This is a genomic window from Amycolatopsis sp. WQ 127309, assembly GCF_023023025.1.
Taxonomy (GTDB): domain Bacteria; phylum Actinomycetota; class Actinomycetes; order Mycobacteriales; family Pseudonocardiaceae; genus Amycolatopsis.
On sequence record NZ_CP095481.1, the window covers coordinates 1,597,561 to 1,616,502 of the forward strand.

Below are 18,942 nucleotides of genomic sequence, written 5' to 3' on the forward strand. Positions count from 1 at the left end.
CGACGTCCGGCAACGTGCCGTGGATCACGCACCGAACGTCACCACGGTGACGCCCGCTCGCGCCGGCACCGGGTCGTTCATCTCGGCCAGCGCGGCCGGGACGTCGTCGAGCCCGATCCGGCGGCCGATCAGCGCGGCCAGGTCGATGCCCGACGTCTCGACGACGCGCAGCAGCTCCGGGTACTCGTGGGCCTGCAGGCCGTGGATCCCGACCAGCTCCAGCTCGCCGCCGATGACCCGGTGCATCGGGATCGGCGCGACGCCCTGCGCCGGCGGCATCAGCCCGGCCTGGACGTGCCGCCCGCGCTTGCGAAGGCTGCCCACCGACGCCGCGCAGGTCGACGGCGAGCCGAGGCAGTCGAGCGAGACGTGCGTGCCGCCGCCGGTCAGCTCGCGCACGTGCGCGGCGACGGCTTCGTGGCCGTCGAACGCCGACGCGTCGACCGTCAGCGCCGCCCCCGACTTCGCCGCCAGCTCGAGCGCGGCCGGCGAGACGTCGACCGCGACCACCTTCGCCCCGGCCGCGACGGCGAGCAGCACGGCGGAGATCCCGACGCCGCCGCAGCCGTACACCGACACCCACTGCCCGGCGGTGACCCGGCCCTGCCGCAGCACCCCGCGGAACGCCGTGCCGAACCGGCAGCCCAGCGCCGCCGCCTCGGCCGCGCCGAGCGAGTCCGGCAGCGCCACCAGGTTGACCTCGGCGTGCCCGATCGCGACGCGCTCGGCGAACGACCCCCAGTGCGTCGCGCCCGGCTGGAACTCGCGGTCGCAGATCTGCTGGTCGCCGCGGGCGCACTGGGCGCACGTGCCGCAGGCGCAGACGAACGGCACGGTGACGCGCGCGCCGAGCGCCCAGCCGCGCACGCCGTCGCCGAGCGCGACGACGCGGCCGGCGAGCTCGTGGCCGGCGACGTGCGGCAGTGTCACCGCGCTGTCATGTCCCTGCCACGTGTGCCAGTCGCTGCGGCACACGCCGGTGGCGTCGACCTCGATGACGGCCCCGCCGGGCGGCGCGACCGGTTCCGGCACGTCCCGGACCAGGGGCAGGACGCCGAAATCTTCCATCACCACAGCTCGCATATCGCGAGCCTAACCGAGCCGCTCAGGTGAGCGGGTTTCCGTTGCCGTCGCTCAGTTGAGCGGCGGCGGCTGCGGCTGGAAGCGGGTCCGCGGCCGCGGTGGCCCGAGCAGTTTGCTGAGCGAACCATCGGGCACGTTGAGAATGTCCTCGAGGTTTCTCAGCGCCTCCAACGATTCCGCCCGTTCGGGCCGGCACCGCCCGGACTGCCAGTGGCTGAGGGTGGCCAGGCTGACCGTGGTTCCCCTGCCGCGCAAGCGATAGCGGATCCGGTCGAGGCCGAGGCCGCGATGCCGGATCGCCGTCCGCAGTGCCACGGCGAAGGGCCCAACGGCCAGCAGCCGGTCGAGTTCCGCCTGTTCCCCCCGGTCGATCGTGTGTGTTCGCTGACCGGTCATCACATCGCTCCGAAGCACTCCCGAAACCGAAAATTGGAGCGTAGGCCTGCTTCGGCGAGATCGGAAGACCACTCACCCACCTGCGAACGCCCCGGAAGTCCTGACGTGGTCCGCGATCGCGGCGAAGGGTGCCATGTGGCCGGAGTTGACCGTGACGTAGGAAATCCCCCACCGGTCCCGCCACCGGCGGAGGTTTTCCGTGGCACGGCCCGGATCCGACGGCAGCACGGTGACCGCACCCATCGCCGCCAGCTCGGGCAGGTCGACCCCGGCGAAGCGGACCACCTGCTGGGACGGCTCGTCACCGACGGCGATCAGGTTCAGCCCGAGCTCGATCTCCGGCAGCCGCGGCCCGGCGAGCGTTCGGAATCGATCCACAATGGACTGGGCCTGGTCTTCCGTGGTTGTGGGCGCCCACGAGAAGGTGACGATGTCGGCTTCTTGCGCGGCGAGCGCCAGCATTTTCGGCCCGCTTGCGGCGAGCAGCAGCCGCGGCCGGTCGATCGATCGCTTGAGGAGCGCGATCGTTTCGGCCATCCGTGTGACGCGCTCACCCGGCGAGCCGAACGCCCGCCCGAGCACCGCGGCGTGCGCGTCGGCACCAGGCCGCCCGGCGCCCAGCCCGAGCTCGAACCGGCCGCCGGTCTGCTGGTGGAGGGTGTGCGCCTGCCAGTCGAGCGCCCGCGCGCCCCGGAAGGGATCGGCAAGCACGAAGGTACCGAGGGTGATCCGCTCGGTGACCGCGGCGGCGGCCCCGAGCAGCACGAACGGGTCACCTCCGGAGACGGGATCGGTGGCGAGCAGGGTGTCGAAGCCGAGTGCCTCGGCCCGCCGCGCCTGAGCGGTCCAGGCACCGAGGTCAGGGGCATAACCGGCGACGATGCCGAAGCGGAACGGAGTGGTCATGCGGCCATGATCGGCGGCGCGGCGGTGTCACCGCATCCGCTCCAGGACGTCACCCGGACGTACGCGCCCCGACGTCACCACAGCTCGATCACCGTCCGTAACACCCGCGGTGATCACTACGTCTCTCTGCACAAGTCACAGAGAGCGAGACAGACAAATGACCGCCGACCCGAACACCTGTCAACCGCCGCCGTCAGAGCCCGTCTCGCAAGCCGAAACGGTTTCGCCGCCCGCGCGCCGCAGCCACAAACCCCTCTTCATCGTCGCGGGTGCTGCGGTCGTCGCCGTGATCGCCACCATCCTGATCATCGTCTTCACGACCTCCGGCCCCTCGTCCGTCAACGGCACACTCTCTCTGCTGTGCGACATGAAATGCACCAAAGCCGCAGCTGACGGTTACGACGGTTACGACGGTTACGGGGACCTGAGCAACGGCTCGCAAGTCACGCTCGTGGACGAGACCGGGCAGGTCGTGGCCACCACCGAGCTGCGCCGCACCCCCGGCGAAGAAACGAAGATCGTCGAAGGCATGTGGGTACGCACGTTCACCTTCACGTTCACCGACGTGCCGAGCGCCGACCGCTACGGCGTGCACCTCGGCAACAACAACCGCGGCACCCTGTGGAAGAGCGCTGAGGAGACCGAGCGCGACGGCTTCAGCCTCACCATCGGTGGCTAGCGCAGCGTGACCGACAGGGCCTGCGCGATCTCCTTGCCGATCGCGTGGGTGGCCACCTCCGGCGGTGACCCCACCTTGACCACCATCGGCCCGCCGAACGGCTGGCGTTCCACCACCTCGATGCGTTCGCCCAGGTTGATCGCGTGTTCGGTCAGGTAGCGCAGCAGCTCCGGGTCGGTGTCCCAGACCCGGACGATCTCGCCGACCGCGCCCGGCTCCAGGTCGTCCAGGATGCGGACCGACAGCTCCTCGACGCTGCCGTCCGCGGCCGGGATCGGGTCGCCGTGGGGGTCGCGGACCGGGTTGCCGAGCTTGGCCGCGATGCGCTCGACCAGCCGGTCCGACACCGCGTGCTCCAGCGCGTCGGCCTCCGCGTGGACCTCGTCCCAGGTGTAGCCGAGCTCGGAGACCAGGTACGTCTCGATCAGCCGGTGCCGGCGCAGCACCGACCGCGCGAGCAGCCGGCCGTCGGCCGTGAGCTCGATGCCGCGGTAGGGCACGTGGGTGACCAGGCCGAGCTGGGACAGCTTCGTGACCATCCCCGACGCCGAGGACGGGCTGACCTCCAGCCGGCCGGCGAGCGAGGTGTTGGTGACGGGCTCACCGCGCTCGACCAGGCCGTAGATCACCCGGACGTAGTCCTCGACCGACGAGGATCTCCGGACCGAACCATCTCCCATGCCGCATACGATACGGGCCGCGTACTTTCGCCGTGCGCCTCACGGCCGCCAGCGGTAGCGGATCCAGCCGGGGACCGGTTCCGCGCCGAGCTGGGCGTAGAACGCCTCGCCTTTCTCGTTGCCCGCCTGCATGTCCCACTCGACGCGCCCGTCGGTGCGGGCGGCCAGCTCGGCGAGCAGCGCGCCGCCGAGGCCGTGGCGCCGCTGCGCGGGGCGCACGAACAGGTCGTCCAGCCAGATCCCCGGCCTGGCTTCCCAGGTGGAGAAGTTCCAGCTGCAGAAGGCGAAGCCGGCAACCGTGCCGGGCTCGCCGGGCGGGGTCGCGATCAGCACCCAGGCCTTCGGCGCCGGCCCGAACAGGTGACCGCCCATCTCGGCGCGGTCCAGCTTGAGGTCGTGCTTGTCCTCGTAGACGGCGTGCTCCTCGATGAGCGCGCAGATCTCCTCGATGTCTTCGACGACGGCGTCGCGGACGGGCATTTCGCCTCCCGTTTCTGTCGGTGGTGGTCGTTAGGGTCGAGCGCGGAGGAGGTGGTCGATGGCACCGGAGGAGAAGTACGAGGACCTGGTCGACGAGTTCACCGGACAACCGGGCATCACGCCACCCGGAGCGACCGGCGGGTTCGGGCGTGGCGCCCTGCGCGTCGATGGCCGGATCTTCGTGATGTTCGTCCGCGGGCAGCTGGTGCTGAAGCTGCCGGAAGCGCGGGTGGACGAGCTGGTAGAGGGTGGCCACGGCGTCCGGTTCGACGCGAACAAGGGCACCCCGATGAAGGAATGGCTGGCCCTGGCGTCGGACTCGCCGCAGCCGTGGCCCGCCCTGGCGAAGGAGGCACTCGAGTTCGTGGGAGGCATGTGAGACATCAGGCCTGGTAACGCAGTTCGCCGCCGACGGCGGTGGCCAGCACGCCCAGGTCGTCCAAAGCGGACTCGTCCAGCGGCGAGCCGGAGAGCACGGCGAAGTCGGCGAGCTTCCCGGGCTCCAGCGTGCCCAGGTCCTGCTCGGCGAAACTCGCGTAGGCCGAGCCGTACGTGTACGCGCGCAGTGCCTGCTCCGGCGTCAGCGCCTCTTCGGGTGCGAAGGGCGCGCCGGACGCCGTCCGCCGGCGCACCATGTCCGCCAGGGCGAGCAGGGGCGCGCCGTCGACCACCGGGCGGTCCGACGACGCCGGGAGCACGCAGCCCGCGTCGAGGACGCTGCGCAGGCGGTAGCACCACGGCACGCGGGCCTCGCCGAGCGCGGCGCGCATCCCGTCGCCGAGCTCGTTGACGAACCGGCCCTGCGGCGAAGCGAGCAGCCCCAGCGAGGCGAGCCGGGTCAGCTCCGCGGGCTGAAGCACCGCGCAGTGCTCGATGCGGTGCCGGTGGTCCGCGCGCGGTGAAGCGGCCAACGCGGCTTCGTACGCGTCGAGGACGACGGTGATCGCGCGGTCGCCGATCGCGTGCGTCGCGATCTGCCAACCGGCGTCGTGCGCCTTCCGGATCGTGCGGGCGATCTCGTCCTCGGGCACCTGGAAGTAGCCGCGGTTGTCCGGCTCGCCATCGAAGGGTTCGTGCATCGCGCAGGTGCGCCCGACCAGGGAACCGTCGGCGAACAGCTTCATCGGGCCGACGCGCAGCCACTCGTCGCCGAGGCCGGTGCGCAGGCCGAGGTCGAGGCCGAACCCGGCGCCGTCGGGCAGGTCGTGCAGCACGCTCGCGGCGACCATCACCGTGCTGCGCACGCGCAACACTCCGCGGTCGCGCGCGACCTGGTAGGCGGCCAGTTCGGCGGGCGTCTCGCCGACCAGCCCGCCGCCGATCCCGGCCTCTTGGACGCTCGTGATGCCCTCGGACAGGTACCGCTCCGACGCCCGGTCGAGGCCGCGGACGACCTGCTCCACCGGCGTCGGGTAGGTCAGCGGCCGCAGCAGCAGCTGGGCCTGCTCGCGCAGCAGCCCGGTCGGTGAGCCCTCGGCGTGCACGACGTCGCCGCCGACCGGCACGTGCGCCAGGTCCAGCTGGTCCAGCACGGCCGAGTTGACCACCGTCATGTGCCCGGACGTGTGCTTGAGCCGCACGAGCATCCCGGGCGCCGCGCGGTCGAGCCCGTGCCGGTCCGGGTGCCCGCCGGCGAGCTTGTTCTGGTCGTACCCACTCCCGATCACCCAGCTGCCGGGCGGCAGCGTCGCGGCCCGCGCGGCGACGGCGTCGTAGACCTCCTCGACGCTGCGGCAGCCGCCGAGCGGGACGTCGTCGAGGGCCATCCCGAACCAGGCCATGTGGTTGTGCGCGTCGTGGAACCCGGGCACGACGAACCCGCCGCCGAGGTCGACGCGGCGGCGCGCGGACACCCCGAGAGCGTCCTCCCCCAGCGCGACGACCCGGCCGTGCAGCACAGCGAGTGCGCTGGTCAAGCCCGTGCCCGTCCACACCAGGGCGTTTTCGTAGACCACATCGACCCGCATCTTTCAGAGGCTATCGATCGATCGATCGAACGTCTAGCATCGGCCTCATGCCCACCGTGGACTTCGCCGTCGAGGACGGCATCGCGCACATCCGGCTCAACCGGCCCGAGCGGCTGAACGCGGTCGCCGCCGTGCTGGTCGACGACTTCCTCGCCGCCCTCGACGCCGCCGCCCGCAGTGACGCGCGCGTCGTCGTGCTGTCCGGCAACGGCCGGGCCTTCTGCGCCGGCCACGACCTCAAGGAGCCCAACCCCGAGGGGGATTCGCGGGCGCGCCTGGACCGGCTCCAGGACGTGACCCGGCGGCTGCGCTCGCTGCGCCAGCCGGTGATCGCCGCGGTGCACGGCTACGCGATCGGCGCGGGCGCCGAGTTCGCGCTCGGCTGCGACCTGATCCTGGCGGCCGAGGACGCGGTGTTCGCGTTCCCCGAGGTCTCGCTGGGCCTGAGCGTCACCGGCGCGGCGTCGCGGCTGCTGCCGCTGCTCGTCGGCCCGCTCAAGGCGAAGGAGCTGCTGCTGCTCGGCGAGCGCTTCGACGGCCGGAAGGCCGCGGAGCTGGGCATGGTCAACGCGGCCGTCCCCGCCGAGCAGCTCCAGGCCGAGGCGCGCAGCTGGGCGAAGCGGATCTCCGAGCACCCGCCGGCCGCCGCCGCGATGGCGAAGCGCGTCCTCGACACCCCGATCGACGTCGAGCCCGCGCTGGAGCTGGAAGTCAGCCACGCGCTGATCACCGAGCACTCGGCCGCGGTCGCCGCGTCCACGGAGGCCTTCCGGAGCCGGACGTGACGCCCCTGGCCGAGATCGGGACCCTCGCCCAGCTCGTCACGCGGGCCGCCGAACTGTGGCCGGAGCGCACGGCGTGGATCTTCGACCAAGGCGACCAGCGCTTCACCTTCGCCGAGGTCGACGCCGAAACGTCGCGCATCGCCGCCGCGCTGACCGAACGCGGCGTCGGCCCGGGCGACCGGGTCGCCGTGATGCTGCGCAACGTGCCCGCGTTCCCGCTGATCTGGCTCGGCCTGGCCAAGATCGGCGCGCTGCTGGTGCCGATCAACACGAACTACCGCGAGTTCGACGGCGCCCACGTGCTCCGCCACTCCGGCGCCCGGCTCGCGATCGCCGCCGAGGAGTTCGTGGACCTGCTCACGCGCATCGCCCCGGAAACCAGCCTCGCCGAAGTCGTCACCCCGGACGCTCTCCAAGCGGCACTTTCCCGTGAAAGTGCCGCTTTCACGCCGGTGCCGGAAACGCCGGTGAACCTCCAGTACACCTCGGGCACGACCGGCGCCCCCAAGGGCTGCGTGCTGCCGAACCGGTACTGGACCACCCTGGCCGTCAGCCTCGCCACGGACTTCCCGGCCGTCGGCGCGGACGACGTCATCCTGACCGCGCAACCGTTCCACTACATCGATCCACAGTGGAACGTCGCACTGGGCCTCGCGGGCGGCGCCACGCTCGTCGTGCTGGACCGGTTCCACCCCAGCACGTTCTGGGCGAAAGTCCGCGAACACGGCGTCACGTGGTTCTACTGCCTGGGCCTGATGCCGGCGCTGCTGCTGCGTCAGGAACCATCCGACGCCGATCGCGACCACCGGGTCCGCGCGATCTGCGCGTCCGCGATCCCGCTCGACCTGCACGCCGAGCTGGAGCAGCGGTGGGGTGTGTCGTGGTTCGAGGCGTTCGGGATGACCGAGACGGGCGGCGACATCCGGGTGGGCGCCGCCGACCACGACGAGACCGTCGGCACCGGCTGCATCGGCCGGCCGAGCCGCGACCGCGAGGTGATGATCGCCGGGCCCGGCGGGGAACCGTTGCCGCGCGGGGAAACCGGGCAGCTGCTGATCCGCGGGATCGGCCTGATGCACGGCTACCACGCGGACCCGGTGGCGACGGCGAAGGCGTTCGAGAACGGCTGGTTCCACACCGGCGACCTCGCCCGGATGGACGACGCGGGCCGCGTCTACTACGTCGGCCGCACGAAGGACATGATCCGCCGCAGCGGCGAGAACGTCTCCGCCGACGAGGTCGAACGCGCGCTGCTGCTGCACCCGGCCGTGCGTGTGGCGGCCGTCATCGCGGTGCCGGACGAGCTGCGCGGCGAGGAGATCAAGGCGTACGTCGTGTGCGACGGCGAGCGTCCCGGACCGGCCGCGCTGACGGCGTTCTGCGCGGAAAAGCTGGCCTACTTCAAGGTTCCCCGGTTCTGGGCGTTCGCCGACGAGCTGCCGCTGACGCCGTCGGAGCGCGTCGCCAAGGGCGAGCTGCGGAAGGTGGCCGACCTGCGCGCCGGCGCCTGGGACACGAAGGTGGAGAGATGGCTGTGAGCAGTCGCGACCGGGTGCGCGCGGCGGCCGTGAAACTGTTCGCCACCAAGGGTTTCCACGGCACCGGCATCCGGGATCTGGCCCAGGAGGCGGAACTTTCGTCGGCGAGCCTGTACCACTACATGGGCACCAAGGAGGATCTGCTCGCGGAAATCATGCACACCGCGCTGAACCGCCTCCTCGACGCCGCCCGCGAAGCGACCGCCGGCAGCCCCGACCCGGTGCACCGGCTGCGCACGCTGGTGGCCTTGCACGTGCTCGCGCACGCGGTCGGCCCGGCGGAAACCCGGGTGGTGGACAACGAAGTCGACGTCCTGTCCCCGGCGGCGCGCGAGCCGGTCGTGGCCCTGCGCGACGGTTACGAGCGGCTTTGGGCCGCGGCCATCGACGAAGGCGTCGCCGCCGGGGTGTTCCACACCGAACACCCGGCGGTGACCCGGCTGGCCCTGCTGGAGATGTGCAGTGGTGTCGCGCGGTGGTATTCGCCGCGTGGCCCGCTCGCGCTGGACCAGCTCGCGGAGCACTACGCGGAGCTGGCGTCGCGGGCGCTGGGCTGCACGTCGGCTCCCGGCGTGAGCAACCTGGCCCGGTGCCGCGAAATCATCGCCAAAGAGTGGGGGCTGTCCGTTTAGCGCCGGTTTTACCTGAGTACGCCTTGCTCAGACGGCGCGCGTGGGGGACGCTCGAAGGGTGACTGAGGAAACGATCCAACTGGAACTGGACGACTCGGGTCTCGCGCCGGGCCTCCCGACGCCGGCAAACCCCCGCGATCAGGTGCAGGACGTGCCCTACCGCCCGGTCGAGTTCCGCGATGACGATCTCCCCACCGCCCTGGAGCGGTGCTCCAAGTGGCTACGGCAGGCGCAGGAGTGGCTGGGCGAGCCCCTCGACGTCCTGGCCATCCACCTCGACTACGACGACCGCCAGGGTTCGCCGTACTACGACGTGAAGCTGCTGTGCAACGAAGAGGACCTGGCCGGCGTACCGATCGCCATCCGCAACAAGAAGTAGCTCCAACCGCCGTCAAGGCCACTTCCCGGAGGCTCGGGAAGTGGCCTTGACCGCGTTCCGAGAGTCCTCAGCCGAGGACGCCGCCGACCTTCACGTGCCCCTTGAGCAGGTTGCGCGCGATCGTGCGGCGCTGGATCTCGTCCGTGCCCTCGTAGATGCGCAGCAGCCGCAGCTCGCGGTACCAGCGCTCGACGGGCAGTTCCCGCGTGTAACCCATGCCGCCGTGGATCTGCATGACGCGGTCGACGATTTCGTTGGCCTTCTGGCCGCCGTACAGCTTCGCCATCGACTGCGCGTGCCGCGAGTCGACGCCCTGGTCGACCTGCCAGGCGGCGCTGAGCACCAGCCAGCGCAGGGCTTCCAGCTCGACGCCGGAGTCGGCGATCATCCACTGGATGGCCTGCCGCTCGGCGATCTTCTGCCCGAACGTCTCCCGGGTGTTGGCGTAATCGATGGCCATCGAGATCAGCCGCTCGCACGAACCGATCGCGCGCGCCGGCAGCAGGTAGCGGCCCTGGCCGATCCACTGCATGGCGAGCTCGAAGCCGCGGCCTTCCTCACCGAGGATCTGCGTTTCGGGGACGCGGACGTCCTGGAAGATGAGCGACGCCGGGCCCCACTCGCCCATGGTGTCGATGTACTCGGACTTCCAGCCGGCCTCGCGGTCGACCAGGAAGCACGTGACACCGCCGTTCGCGCCCTTTTCGGGGTCGGTGATGGCGAAGACCATGGTGAAGTCGGCTTCGTTGCCGCCGGTGATGAAGGTCTTCTCGCCGTTGATGACCCAGTCCGTGCCGTCCTTGCGGGCGGTCGCCCGGATGGCCTTCGCGTCGGATCCGGCGCCCGGCTCGGTGATCGCGAAGCAGGACTTGCGCTCGCCCGAGATGGTCGGCAGCAGGTAGGCCTGCTTCTGCTCCTCGTTGGCGTGGAACAGGATGTTGTCCGCGGCGCCACCGAAGCGGAACGGCACGAAGGTGCGGCCGAGCTCGGCTTCGAGCAGCGCGGCCATCACGGCGGACATGCCCATGCCGCCGTACTCCTCCGGCGTCAGGATGCCCCAGAAGCCGGACTCCTTGGCCTTCAGCTGGAGGTCCTTCAGCTCCTCGCCGGTGAGGCCGGGCTGGTGCGCGCGCTCGCGCCGCAGGACCTCCTGCTCGAGCGGAACCAGCTCGCGCTGGACGAACGTGCGGACCCAGTCGCGCACTTCCCGTTCTTCGGTGCTGAGAGAAAAGTCCATGGGTGAGCTGCTCCTCCGACACTGGCTAAGCGCTTGCTTAGTCAAGAGTACCCGCTGAGTGTGGCATTACCCCAGTCCTGCACCCGAATTCGTGACAACCGGCGCGGCACCGGGAAGGATCGGGGGTGTGATGGAGATCGTGGTCCGCTGGTCAGCGCCGTTGCCCGCCGAGCCGCGCTTCCTGCGCCTGCTGGACGACGTCGAGCAGGACAGGTTCGGGGCGTACCGGCAGGACGCGGACAAACGCCGGTTCCTCACCGGCCGCGTCCTGGCGAAGACGGTCACGGCCGAGCGCCTGGGCATCCCGCTGGAGTCGGTGAAGTTCGACGCGACCTGCGACGACTGCGGCAAGCCGCACGGCAGGCCACGCATCCCGGGCGCGGACCTGACGTTGTCCATCTCACACTCGGGCGACCTGATCGGCCTCGCCGCCACCCCGGCGGTCCCGGTCGGCCTCGACGTCGAGACGGCGACGCGCAAGGCCGACGAGGGCCTCATCGAGTACGCGCTGAGCCCCGCCGAGGCCCAGCACCTGACCGGACTGTCGGGCGAAGAGAAGGCGCGCGCGTTCTTCGTCTACTGGACGCGCAAGGAGGCGGTGATGAAGGCCACGGGCAAGGGCCTGAAGATCCCGCTGCAGAGCATCACGTTCTCTCGCTACGACGAGCCGGCCCGCCTGCTCGTCTCGGGCGACCCGGCCCTGGACCCGGCCCGCACCAGCCTGTCGGACCTGAAGGCCGCAGACGGCTACCGCGCGGCGATCGCCGTCCTGACCACCGAAGAGCTGTCGGTGACCGAGGAACACTGGGTCCCCTGAGCGGTACGCGGAGTAGCACCGCCCACCGCTATAGTGGCCCTATGTCCACGGCAGCCATAGAACCGGAACCGGATTTCGGTGCGAGCACGTCGCCGTCCGCCATCCGGTCGGCCCTGTTGCCGGAGGACGTGGCCGAGTTCGATCGCGACTACGAGCACGCGCTCGACGTCGCTCGCGAGCAGCTGAGCCTGACCGACCTGGTCGAGACCCTCGCTTCGTGGAGCCGGGTGGCTCGCAGCACGCAGGCCGACCCGGCCGCGCACCGGCGGATGCTCCAGGCCGCGGACAAGACCCTCCAAACCGGGCAAGCACCGGCCGGCAGCCGGTCGTGGAGCACCTTCAAGACGGAGCTCGGCCTGCAGTAGTGGCCTACGACATCGAGGTCTACCCCGAAGTCCAGGACCAGATTCGAGCACTGCCACGGCATGCTCTTCCGGCCTTGGCCGAAGCGATCGCCGTGCTCGAAATCGTGCCGGACAAAGGCGACCCGTACCACCGAGCGAACCCGGACGGCGCCATGCGCAACCTGGTGTTCGGCACGCATGGCGAAGGGCTGTTGACCTACCTGGTCCTCGAAGACCAGAACCGGGTCGACCTGCTTCGCGTGCTCTGGACTACGTGAGCGAGTCCTCCAGGCCCATCGCCGTCAGCAGGGTCCGGAACTTCGCCGTCGTCTCGTCCAGTTCCGCTCGCGGGTCCGATGCCGGGACGATGCCGCCGCCCGCGTACAGCCGCATCGACGTCGACGCGATCTCGGCGCAGCGGATCGCCACCGCCCACTCGCCGTCGCCCGTGGCGTCGACCCAGCCGACCGCGCCCGCGTAGTAGTCGCGGTCGAACGGCTCCAGCTCCTGGACCAGGTCGCGGGCACCCTCGGTCGGGGTGCCGCAGATCGCCGGGGTCGGGTGCAGGGCCGCCGCGAGGTCGAGAGCCGTGACGTCCGGGTCGGCCAGCTCGCCGGTGATCGGCGTGCGCAGGTGCCAGATGGCCGGCGTCGTCACCAGCTCCGGCTCGGCCGGGACCTCCAGCGTCCGGCAGAACGGCCGCAGCGCCTCGACGACGTAGTCGATGACCACGGCGTGCTCGAGCTGGTCCTTGCGGGACGTCCGCAGCGCCTCGCCGTTGGCCCGGTCGGTCGCCGGGTCGGCCGAGCGCGGCATCGAGCCGGCGTGCGGGCTGGAGAAGACCGTCGACCCGGTGCGGCGCAGCAGCAGCTCGGGCGTCGCGCCGACGAGCGTCCGGCCGCCGGGCAGCTCGGCCGCGTAGGTGAAGTGCCGGGGGTTGCCGACCGCCAGGTTGCGCACGATGCTCTCGGCGACCAAGGGGGCGGCGAACTCGAGGTCGAGCGCGCGGGCCAGGACGGCTTTCCGCAGGTCACGCTCACGAAGTGCGTCGACGGCGGCGCGCACCGAAGCCATGTGCTGCTCGGGTGAGGGCACCGCACGCACGCGCGACGGCGCCGACAGGACCTCACGGGGCAATGAAGGAGCGCCTTCGGACCGGTGGACGGTCCGCGGCACGACCAGGTGACCCGGCACCTTCGTGTCGGGGCCGGTGTCGAACGGCAGGACGCCTACCGCCAGCGGGGCGCCGGTCTCGGCGAGGACGCCGGGAAGCACCGCGGCGAGCCGCCGGGGGTCCGTCTCGGTGACGGTCCGGAGGGTGCCCTGCGCCAGGAGTGCGCGCCGGGCGGTCGTGAACAGGAAGTCGCCGCGCTGGTAGCGGGCGGCTGTATCAACGGCTGGGAGTTCGTCCACCACTCCAGAGTCCCAGGATCCGAGAGATCCGCGAGGGAAGTGTCACGAGCGACACTCCCCCCGCGGTCAGCTCCTGGTGACGGCTACTTGAGCGCGTCGATGAGCGCCTCGCGCTGGCGCTCGCCCAGGCCGGCGGCGCGCCGGTCCGGGTCGATGCCGGCCTGCTCGAGCAGGGCGGCGACCTTCACCGCGCCGAGGCCGGGAACGGCCTTCAGCAGCTGGGTGACCTTCGTCTTCCCGATCGTCTTGTTCTCCTTGGCCTGCTTGAGCACCTTTTCGATGCTCTCCTTGCCGGACTTGATCGACGCGAGCAGCTCCGAACGCGCCTTGCGAGCCTCGGCCGCCTTGGCGAGTGCATCGGCGCGCTGCTCCGGAGTCAACGTAGGCAGAGCCAACGTAGTAGTCCTTTCCTCTCAGGTCTCCGCTTTCGCGGCCGACGGCTTTTTGCTGTGCTTGCTGCTGCAAGCGCTGGCCAGCCGTCCCTTACCACGGCCCCAGTAAACGCCACCGGGATCGCGGCCGTGCAACCGACACGCACTTATTACCCCTGGAGGTGATGCCGGGCAACCCGCTCCGGCCTGCGGAAACGCTCCCAATCCGCGTTCCGAGTGGCCTGACTCACCCGGAAGTGAAGCCTCCGCTACGCCCCGAATTCGCGCTTATTTCCTTACATACAAGGAAAAGGGCAAGATCCGATGATCATGATCACCGTTCGGTCGTCCCGCGATCGGGCGACGACCGTGACCGAACGGAGCCATTGTTGACCATGCCCGCTTCACCCGATCCGCACTAGAGTCGGCTCAACCCCAGTTCACCGGCGAACACCCCCCGGGAGTGACCATGTTGAGCACCATGCAGGACGGCCAGCTGTCGCTGGCGAACCTGCTCCGCCACGGCACGTCGGTGCACTCGGCGAGCGAAGTCGTCACCTGGACCGGTTCAGAAGCCCGGCGCGAGACCTACGGCGAGCTGGGCCGCAACGCCGCCCGCCTCGCGAACGCGCTCCGGAGCCTCGGCATCACCGGCGACCAGCGCGTCGGCACGTTCATGTGGAACAACGCCGAGCACCTGGCCGCCTACCTGGCCGTCCCGGCCATGGGCGCCGTGCTGCACACCCTGAACATCCGCCTGTTCCCCGAGCAGCTGGTCTTCGTGGCCAACCACGCCGAGGACCAGGTCGTCATCGTCGACGGCACGCTGGTGCCGCTGCTGGCCAAGCAGCTGCCGGAGTTCAAGACCGTCCGGCACGTCATCGTGGCCAACGGCGACGCGTCGGCGCTCGAAGCCCCGGCCGGCGTCGAGGTGCACTCCTACGCCGACCTGCTGGCCGCACAGCCGGACACCTTCGACTGGCCGGAGATCGACGAGCGCTCCGCGGCCGCGATGTGTTACACGTCGGGCACCACGGGTGACCCCAAGGGCGTCGTCTACTCGCACCGGTCGATCTGGCTGCACTCGATGCAGGTCTGCATGAGCGACAGCATGAACCTCGCCCAGCACGACAAGGCGCTGGCCATCGTGCCGATGTTCCACGCGATGGCGTGGGGCCTGCCCTACGCGGCGCTGATGGTCGGCGCGACGCTCGTCATGCCGGACCGGTTCCTCCAGCCCGCCCCGATCGCCGCGCTGCTGGCCGAGGTCAAGCCCACGTTCGCCGGCGCGGTCCCGACCGTCTGGCAAGGCCTGCTCGCCCACCTCGAAGCGCACCCCCAGGACATCTCGCACCTGCGTGAGGTCGTGGTCGGCGGCTCGGCCGTGCCGCCGTCGCTGATGCACGCGTTCCAGGAGCGCCACAACGTGCCGATCCTGCACGCCTGGGGCATGACCGAGACGTCGCCGCTGGGCAGCGTCGCGCGGCCGCCGGCGTCGGCGACCGGCGACGAGGCCTGGCGCTACCGCTACACGCAGGGCCGCTTCCCGGCGTCCGTGCGCGCCCGGCTCATCGGCGACTCGGGCGAGGTGCTGCCCTGGGACAACGAGGCCGTCGGCGAGCTGGAGGTCCAGGGCCCGTGGATCGCCGGGCAGTACTACGGCGGGCAGGACATCGACCCCGACAAGTTCCACGACGGCTGGCTGCGCACGGGTGACGTCGGCAAGGTGAGCTCGGACGGCTTCCTGACGCTGACCGACCGCGCCAAGGACGTCATCAAGTCCGGCGGCGAGTGGATCTCGTCGGTCGACCTGGAGAACCAGGTCATGGGCCACCCGGCGGTGGCCGAGGCCGCGGTCGTCGGCATCCCGGACGAGAAGTGGGACGAGCGGCCGCTGGTCGCCGTCGTGCTCAAGGAAGGCCAGACCGCCACGCCCGAGGAGCTGCGCGAGTTCCTCAGCGACAAGGTCGCGAAGTGGCAGCTGCCGGAAAACTGGACCTTCGTGGACGAAGTGCCCAAGACGAGCGTCGGCAAGTTCGACAAGAAGCGGATCCGCGCGTCCTACTCCGAGGGAAAGCTCGACATCTCACAGCTCTAACGGGTAAATCTCCGGCGTGGCTTCAGTTCCGTGAATGCCACGTTGAGGGACTCTGTGTCCCTCGATGTGGCATTCACGGACGTACGCGGAGGAGTACTGGGGATGCGGAACAGACGTAGTTTTCTCGCGCTCGCGGGGGTCGGAGCGCTCGTCGCGGCGTGCGGGTCCAACACCGGGCGGCAGGGCGACCCGCCCGCGTCGACGGCGTACTCGGCGGGACCGCCGCCGTCCGACGCCCCGAAGGTCGGCCTGCAGCAGTGGTACCACGCGTACGGCGAGGACGGCGTCCAGGAAGCCGTCAAGCGGTACGCCGCGAGCTACCCCGGCGCCGCCGTCACGGTGCAGTGGAACCCCGGCGACTACGACTCGAAGATCGTCACCGCACTGCAGAACAGCAAGGTGCCGGACGTCTTCGAGGCGCAGGTGAAGATCGACTGGGTGCGGCAGAACCAGGTCGTCGCGCTCGACGACGTCATCGGGCCGGTGAAGGGCGACTTCAGCCCGGCCGTGCTGGCCGCGCAGACCGTCGAGGGCAAGGTCTACGGCATCCCGCAGGCCACCGACACGCAGGTGCTCTTCTACCGCAAGAGCCTCCTGCAGGCCGCCGGCGTGCAGCCGCCGCAGACCGTCGACGAGCTGATCGACGCGGCGTCGAAGCTCACGAAGGACGGCGTGAAGGGCTTCTTCGCGGGCAACGACGGCGGCGTCGGCGTGCTCACCGGCCCGCTGCTGTGGTCGGCTGGCCTCGACTACCTGAAGAACGGCAACCGCGAGGTCGGCTTCGACGACCCGCGTGCCGCGACCGCGCTGGCCAAGCTGCACACGCTCAACACCAACGGCTCGCTGCTGCTCGGCGCGCCCGCCGACTGGTCGGACCCGGGCGCGTTCATCGACGGGCTGACCGCGATGCAGTGGACCGGGCTGTGGAACGTACCGAAGATCCGCGACGCGTTCGACGACGACTTCGGCGTGCTGCCGTTCCCCAAGCTCGACGGCAGCGGCGCGCCGTCGGTGCCGGTCGGCGCGTACGGCGCGATGGTCAACGCCAAGAGCGCGCACGTCGCCGAGGCGAAGGCGTTCGTCAAGTGGCTGTGGGTCGACCAGACGCAGGACCAGCTGGAGTTCGCGACGAAGTTCGGCTTCCACGTCCCGGCGCGCCAGAGCCTGATCGACCGCGCGGACAGCCTCAAGTCCGGTCCGGCCGCCGACGCCGCTCGCTTCGTCAAGGAGAACAGTCACCTGGTCGGCGGTCCGGTGTGGACACAGCAGGCGAACACGGCGCTGTCCGACGCGGCCGCGAAGATCGCGAAGGAGGGAGCGGACCCCGCCGCGCAGGTCAAGACGGCCGTCGGGGTCGCGCAGGCCGAACTCAAGCGCCTGTTCGGATGAAGCGGCGCGATGCGCGCGCGTTCTGGCTGTTCGTCGGGCCGTTCCTGCTGGGGCTGGCGGTGTTCGCGTACCTGCCGATCGGCTGGAGCGCGTACCTCTCGTTCTTCGACGCGCGCAACACCGTCACGCCGACGCGGTTCGTCGGGCTGGACAACTACGGGCACATGCTCACCGACGAGCCGTTCCTGTCCAGCCTCGGCACGTTCAGCGTGTTCGCGCTGTTCATCGTGCCGCTGACGTTCGTCCTGTCGCTGGCGCTCGCGCTCGGCGTCAACCAGTTGCGGTTCGCGCGCGCGTTCTTCCGGTCGGTGTTCTTCCTGCCGTTCGCGTGCTCGTACGTCGTGGCGTCGCTGATCTGGAAGACGTCGCTGTTCTCCGGCGTCCGGTACGGCCTGGCGAACACGGTGCTGTCGTTGTTCGGCGCCGACCCGGTGGCCTGGACGGGCACGGTCCACCCGCCGTTGTACTGGATCGTGCTGGTGACGGCGCGGCTGTGGCTGCAGCTCGGGTTCTACATGATCCTGTTCATCGCGGCGCTGCAGCGGATCCCGGTCCACCTGTACGAAGCGGCGTGGCTCGACGGCGCGAAGCCGGGCTGGCAGGTGTTCCGGTACGTCACGCTGCCCCAGCTGCGCGCGACGGCCGTGGCGGTGCTGCTGCTGAACCTGATCAACGCGTACCAGGCGTTCGACGAGTTCTACAACATCATGGGCGACGCCCGCGGCTACCCGCCGTTCGCGCGGCCACCGTTGGTCTACCTGTACTACACGTCCCTGGGCTCGGGCGGCCAGGACCTGGGCCGCGGCAGCGCGGGCGCGGTGATCCTGGCGCTGATCATCGCTCTGGTGACGCTGCTGCAGGGCCGCGTCCTGCGGTTCGGACGTGCGACATGAGGGCGTTCCTCCGCTGGACGGCGCTGATCATCGCGGCCGTGCTGTTCCTGCTGCCGTTCTACCTGCTGCTGCGCAACGGCCTGGCCTCGCGCGCGGAGATCACCGCTCCACAGTGGACGTTCTTCCCGTCCACAGTGCACTGGGAGAACTTCTCGAAGCTCTTCGCTTCGGACGACGTCCCCTTCGCGAGGAGCTTGCTGAACTCGGCGATCGTGGCGGTCCTGCAGACGGCCGGCCTGCTGGTGCTGTGTTCCCTGGCGGGCTACGGCCTGGCACGCATCCCGTACCGGCATTCCGGGATCGTGTTCTACGCGGTGCTGGGGACGCTGATGATCCCGACGTCGGTGACGTTCGTGCCGAGCTTCGTGGTGGTCTCGACGCTCGGCTGGCTGTCGGACTTCCGCGGCCTGGTGATCCCGGGCTTGTTCAGCGCGTTCAGCGTCTTCCTGTTCCGGCAGTACTTCCTGGACTTCCCCCGCGAACTGGAGGAGGCGGGCCGGGTGGACGGCCTCACCCGCTGGGGCGTGTTCTGGCGCATCGTGGTCCCGAATTCACGCGGCTTCTTCGCGGCGATCGCGGTGATCACGGTGATCGGCAGCTGGAACGCGTTCCTGTGGCCGCTGATCATCGCCCAGTCGCCGGATTCGTGGACGGTCCAGGTGGCACTGTCGGGCCTGCTGACGGCGCAGAACCCCCAGCTGAACCTGCTGTTCCTGGCGGCGGCGGTGTCGATCCTGCCGATCGTGCTGCTGTTCGCGTTCCTGCAGCGGTACCTGGTGCAGGGGGTGACGGAGTCGGGCTTGAAGGGCTGAGTAACGACCGGGGTCACCTGAACGACTTCGGGTTACTGACAGA

The 18,942-nt window shown here is 70.3% G+C and carries 22 protein-coding genes; 13 read left to right on the forward strand and 9 right to left on the reverse strand.

Annotated features, from left to right (window positions below; genetic code table 11):
- Nucleotides 1-24: 24 nt before the first annotated feature.
- The 3 genes from MUY22_RS06980 to MUY22_RS06990 form a co-directional block, all read right to left on the reverse strand.
- The gene (locus MUY22_RS06980) at nucleotides 25-1,083 is read right to left on the reverse strand and encodes a zinc-binding dehydrogenase (RefSeq protein ID WP_247058278.1); all 1,059 of its coding nucleotides are present in this window, start codon (nucleotides 1,081-1,083) and stop codon (nucleotides 25-27) included.
- 51 nt (nucleotides 1,084-1,134) lie between these two features.
- A complete protein-coding gene (locus MUY22_RS06985) occupies nucleotides 1,135-1,479 on the reverse strand; it encodes a transcriptional regulator (RefSeq protein WP_247058280.1) in 345 nt (114 codons plus the stop codon).
- A 72-nt stretch (nucleotides 1,480-1,551) separates the two neighbouring features.
- On the reverse strand, nucleotides 1,552-2,385 hold the full coding sequence (locus MUY22_RS06990) for an LLM class flavin-dependent oxidoreductase (RefSeq protein ID WP_247058282.1): 834 nt from the start codon (nucleotides 2,383-2,385) through the stop codon (nucleotides 1,552-1,554).
- Nucleotides 2,386-2,542: 157 nt separating this feature from the next.
- On the opposite strand from MUY22_RS06990, the gene MUY22_RS06995 reads away from it, so the two are divergent.
- Nucleotides 2,543-3,064 (forward strand): hypothetical protein, encoded by a 522-nt coding sequence (locus MUY22_RS06995; RefSeq protein ID WP_247058284.1) that lies wholly within the window; start codon nucleotides 2,543-2,545, stop codon nucleotides 3,062-3,064.
- Here the strand turns inward: MUY22_RS06995 and MUY22_RS07000 are convergent.
- Together MUY22_RS07000 and MUY22_RS07005 are read right to left on the reverse strand one after the other, a co-directional pair.
- Nucleotides 3,061-3,744: a metal-dependent transcriptional regulator gene (locus MUY22_RS07000; RefSeq protein ID WP_247058286.1), complete on the reverse strand. Its 684-nt coding sequence runs from the start codon at nucleotides 3,742-3,744 to the stop codon at nucleotides 3,061-3,063. The two genes, MUY22_RS06995 and MUY22_RS07000, sit on opposite strands and share 4 nt — an antisense overlap.
- 39 nt (nucleotides 3,745-3,783) lie before the next feature.
- Complete coding sequence (locus MUY22_RS07005; protein ID WP_247058288.1) at nucleotides 3,784-4,224, reverse strand: GNAT family N-acetyltransferase; 441 nt, start codon at nucleotides 4,222-4,224, stop codon at nucleotides 3,784-3,786.
- 58 nt (nucleotides 4,225-4,282) lie between these two features.
- On the opposite strand from MUY22_RS07005, the gene MUY22_RS07010 reads away from it, so the two are divergent.
- Nucleotides 4,283-4,603: a TfoX/Sxy family protein gene (locus MUY22_RS07010; protein WP_247058290.1), complete on the forward strand. Its 321-nt coding sequence runs from the start codon at nucleotides 4,283-4,285 to the stop codon at nucleotides 4,601-4,603.
- A gap of 4 nt (nucleotides 4,604-4,607) precedes the next feature.
- On the opposite strand, the gene MUY22_RS07015 is transcribed toward MUY22_RS07010, so the two are convergent.
- Nucleotides 4,608-6,191, reverse strand: coding sequence for an amidohydrolase (locus MUY22_RS07015; RefSeq protein ID WP_247058292.1), 1,584 nt, complete (start codon nucleotides 6,189-6,191; stop codon nucleotides 4,608-4,610).
- Between the two features lie 47 nt (nucleotides 6,192-6,238).
- On the opposite strand from MUY22_RS07015, the gene MUY22_RS07020 reads away from it, so the two are divergent.
- From MUY22_RS07020 to MUY22_RS07035, 4 genes are read left to right on the forward strand one after another with little or no spacing between them, the layout of a single operon-like run.
- Nucleotides 6,239-6,976, forward strand: coding sequence for an enoyl-CoA hydratase/isomerase family protein (locus MUY22_RS07020; RefSeq protein WP_247058294.1), 738 nt, complete (start codon nucleotides 6,239-6,241; stop codon nucleotides 6,974-6,976).
- Nucleotides 6,973-8,514 carry an ATP-dependent acyl-CoA ligase gene (locus MUY22_RS07025; protein ID WP_247058296.1) on the forward strand — a complete coding sequence of 514 codons (1,542 nt, stop codon included), beginning with the start codon at nucleotides 6,973-6,975 and terminating at the stop codon, nucleotides 8,512-8,514. Before MUY22_RS07020 ends, MUY22_RS07025 begins: the two co-directional genes overlap by 4 nt.
- On the forward strand, nucleotides 8,511-9,146 hold the full coding sequence (locus MUY22_RS07030; RefSeq protein WP_328448452.1) for a TetR/AcrR family transcriptional regulator: 636 nt from the start codon (nucleotides 8,511-8,513) through the stop codon (nucleotides 9,144-9,146). The genes MUY22_RS07025 and MUY22_RS07030 overlap by 4 nt, the downstream gene beginning before the upstream one ends.
- A 58-nt stretch (nucleotides 9,147-9,204) precedes the next feature.
- The gene (locus MUY22_RS07035; protein WP_247058300.1) at nucleotides 9,205-9,525 is read left to right on the forward strand and encodes a hypothetical protein; all 321 of its coding nucleotides are present in this window, start codon (nucleotides 9,205-9,207) and stop codon (nucleotides 9,523-9,525) included.
- Between the two features lie 67 nt (nucleotides 9,526-9,592).
- Here MUY22_RS07035 and MUY22_RS07040 read toward each other — a convergent pair whose 3' ends face one another.
- Complete coding sequence (locus MUY22_RS07040; RefSeq protein WP_247058302.1) at nucleotides 9,593-10,762, reverse strand: acyl-CoA dehydrogenase family protein; 1,170 nt, start codon at nucleotides 10,760-10,762, stop codon at nucleotides 9,593-9,595.
- Nucleotides 10,763-10,892: 130 nt separating this feature from the next.
- On the opposite strand from MUY22_RS07040, the gene MUY22_RS07045 reads away from it, so the two are divergent.
- The 3 genes from MUY22_RS07045 to MUY22_RS07055 are packed head-to-tail and all read left to right on the forward strand — an operon-like array spanning nucleotide 10,893 to nucleotide 12,201.
- Nucleotides 10,893-11,579, forward strand: coding sequence for a 4'-phosphopantetheinyl transferase superfamily protein (locus tag MUY22_RS07045; protein WP_247058304.1), 687 nt, complete (start codon nucleotides 10,893-10,895; stop codon nucleotides 11,577-11,579).
- A 41-nt stretch (nucleotides 11,580-11,620) separates the two neighbouring features.
- Entirely contained in the window at nucleotides 11,621-11,944 is a 324-nt protein-coding gene (locus MUY22_RS07050) for a DUF6247 family protein (RefSeq protein ID WP_247058306.1), read from the forward strand.
- On the forward strand, nucleotides 11,944-12,201 hold the full coding sequence (locus MUY22_RS07055) for a hypothetical protein (protein ID WP_247058308.1): 258 nt from the start codon (nucleotides 11,944-11,946) through the stop codon (nucleotides 12,199-12,201). Before MUY22_RS07050 ends, MUY22_RS07055 begins: the two co-directional genes overlap by 1 nt.
- Here MUY22_RS07055 and MUY22_RS07060 read toward each other — a convergent pair.
- Together MUY22_RS07060 and mihF are read right to left on the reverse strand one after the other, a co-directional pair.
- The gene (locus MUY22_RS07060) at nucleotides 12,194-13,339 is read right to left on the reverse strand and encodes an isochorismate synthase (RefSeq protein WP_247058310.1); all 1,146 of its coding nucleotides are present in this window, start codon (nucleotides 13,337-13,339) and stop codon (nucleotides 12,194-12,196) included. The two genes, MUY22_RS07055 and MUY22_RS07060, sit on opposite strands and share 8 nt — an antisense overlap.
- A gap of 80 nt (nucleotides 13,340-13,419) precedes the next feature.
- Entirely contained in the window at nucleotides 13,420-13,731 is a 312-nt protein-coding gene (gene mihF / locus MUY22_RS07065) for an integration host factor, actinobacterial type (protein ID WP_026468624.1), read from the reverse strand.
- Nucleotides 13,732-14,176: 445 nt separating this feature from the next.
- On the opposite strand from mihF, the gene MUY22_RS07070 reads away from it, so the two are divergent.
- The 4 genes from MUY22_RS07070 to MUY22_RS07085 all read left to right on the forward strand — a co-directional run bounded on the left by MUY22_RS07070 (nucleotide 14,177) and on the right by MUY22_RS07085 (nucleotide 18,899).
- Nucleotides 14,177-15,805 carry a long-chain fatty acid--CoA ligase gene (locus tag MUY22_RS07070; protein ID WP_247058312.1) on the forward strand — a complete coding sequence of 543 codons (1,629 nt, stop codon included), beginning with the start codon at nucleotides 14,177-14,179 and terminating at the stop codon, nucleotides 15,803-15,805.
- A 102-nt stretch (nucleotides 15,806-15,907) separates the two neighbouring features.
- Complete coding sequence (locus MUY22_RS07075) at nucleotides 15,908-17,194, forward strand: ABC transporter substrate-binding protein (protein WP_247058314.1); 1,287 nt, start codon at nucleotides 15,908-15,910, stop codon at nucleotides 17,192-17,194.
- Nucleotides 17,191-18,087, forward strand: coding sequence for a carbohydrate ABC transporter permease (locus tag MUY22_RS07080; RefSeq protein ID WP_247058316.1), 897 nt, complete (start codon nucleotides 17,191-17,193; stop codon nucleotides 18,085-18,087). Before MUY22_RS07075 ends, MUY22_RS07080 begins: the two co-directional genes overlap by 4 nt.
- Nucleotides 18,084-18,899, forward strand: coding sequence for a carbohydrate ABC transporter permease (locus MUY22_RS07085; protein ID WP_247058318.1), 816 nt, complete (start codon nucleotides 18,084-18,086; stop codon nucleotides 18,897-18,899). The genes MUY22_RS07080 and MUY22_RS07085 overlap by 4 nt, the downstream gene beginning before the upstream one ends.
- Nucleotides 18,900-18,942: the final 43 nt, after the last annotated feature.

Coding starts and splice junctions, on each gene's coding strand:
- MUY22_RS06980 (WP_247058278.1), bottom strand. CDS start 1,083: ATGCGAGCTGTGGTGATGGAAGATTTCGGCGTCCTGCCCCTGGTCCGG.
- MUY22_RS06985 (WP_247058280.1), bottom strand. CDS start 1,479: ATGACCGGTCAGCGAACACACACGATCGACCGGGGGGAACAGGCGGAA.
- MUY22_RS06990 (WP_247058282.1), bottom strand. CDS start 2,385: ATGACCACTCCGTTCCGCTTCGGCATCGTCGCCGGTTATGCCCCTGAC.
- MUY22_RS06995 (WP_247058284.1), top strand. CDS start 2,543: ATGACCGCCGACCCGAACACCTGTCAACCGCCGCCGTCAGAGCCCGTC.
- MUY22_RS07000 (WP_247058286.1), bottom strand. CDS start 3,744: ATGGGAGATGGTTCGGTCCGGAGATCCTCGTCGGTCGAGGACTACGTC.
- MUY22_RS07005 (WP_247058288.1), bottom strand. CDS start 4,224: ATGCCCGTCCGCGACGCCGTCGTCGAAGACATCGAGGAGATCTGCGCG.
- MUY22_RS07010 (WP_247058290.1), top strand. CDS start 4,283: ATGGCACCGGAGGAGAAGTACGAGGACCTGGTCGACGAGTTCACCGGA.
- MUY22_RS07015 (WP_247058292.1), bottom strand. CDS start 6,191: ATGCGGGTCGATGTGGTCTACGAAAACGCCCTGGTGTGGACGGGCACG.
- MUY22_RS07020 (WP_247058294.1), top strand. CDS start 6,239: ATGCCCACCGTGGACTTCGCCGTCGAGGACGGCATCGCGCACATCCGG.
- MUY22_RS07040 (WP_247058302.1), bottom strand. CDS start 10,762: ATGGACTTTTCTCTCAGCACCGAAGAACGGGAAGTGCGCGACTGGGTC.
- MUY22_RS07045 (WP_247058304.1), top strand. CDS start 10,893: ATGGAGATCGTGGTCCGCTGGTCAGCGCCGTTGCCCGCCGAGCCGCGC.
- MUY22_RS07050 (WP_247058306.1), top strand. CDS start 11,621: ATGTCCACGGCAGCCATAGAACCGGAACCGGATTTCGGTGCGAGCACG.
- MUY22_RS07070 (WP_247058312.1), top strand. CDS start 14,177: ATGTTGAGCACCATGCAGGACGGCCAGCTGTCGCTGGCGAACCTGCTC.
- MUY22_RS07075 (WP_247058314.1), top strand. CDS start 15,908: ATGCGGAACAGACGTAGTTTTCTCGCGCTCGCGGGGGTCGGAGCGCTC.
- MUY22_RS07080 (WP_247058316.1), top strand. CDS start 17,191: ATGAAGCGGCGCGATGCGCGCGCGTTCTGGCTGTTCGTCGGGCCGTTC.
- MUY22_RS07085 (WP_247058318.1), top strand. CDS start 18,084: ATGAGGGCGTTCCTCCGCTGGACGGCGCTGATCATCGCGGCCGTGCTG.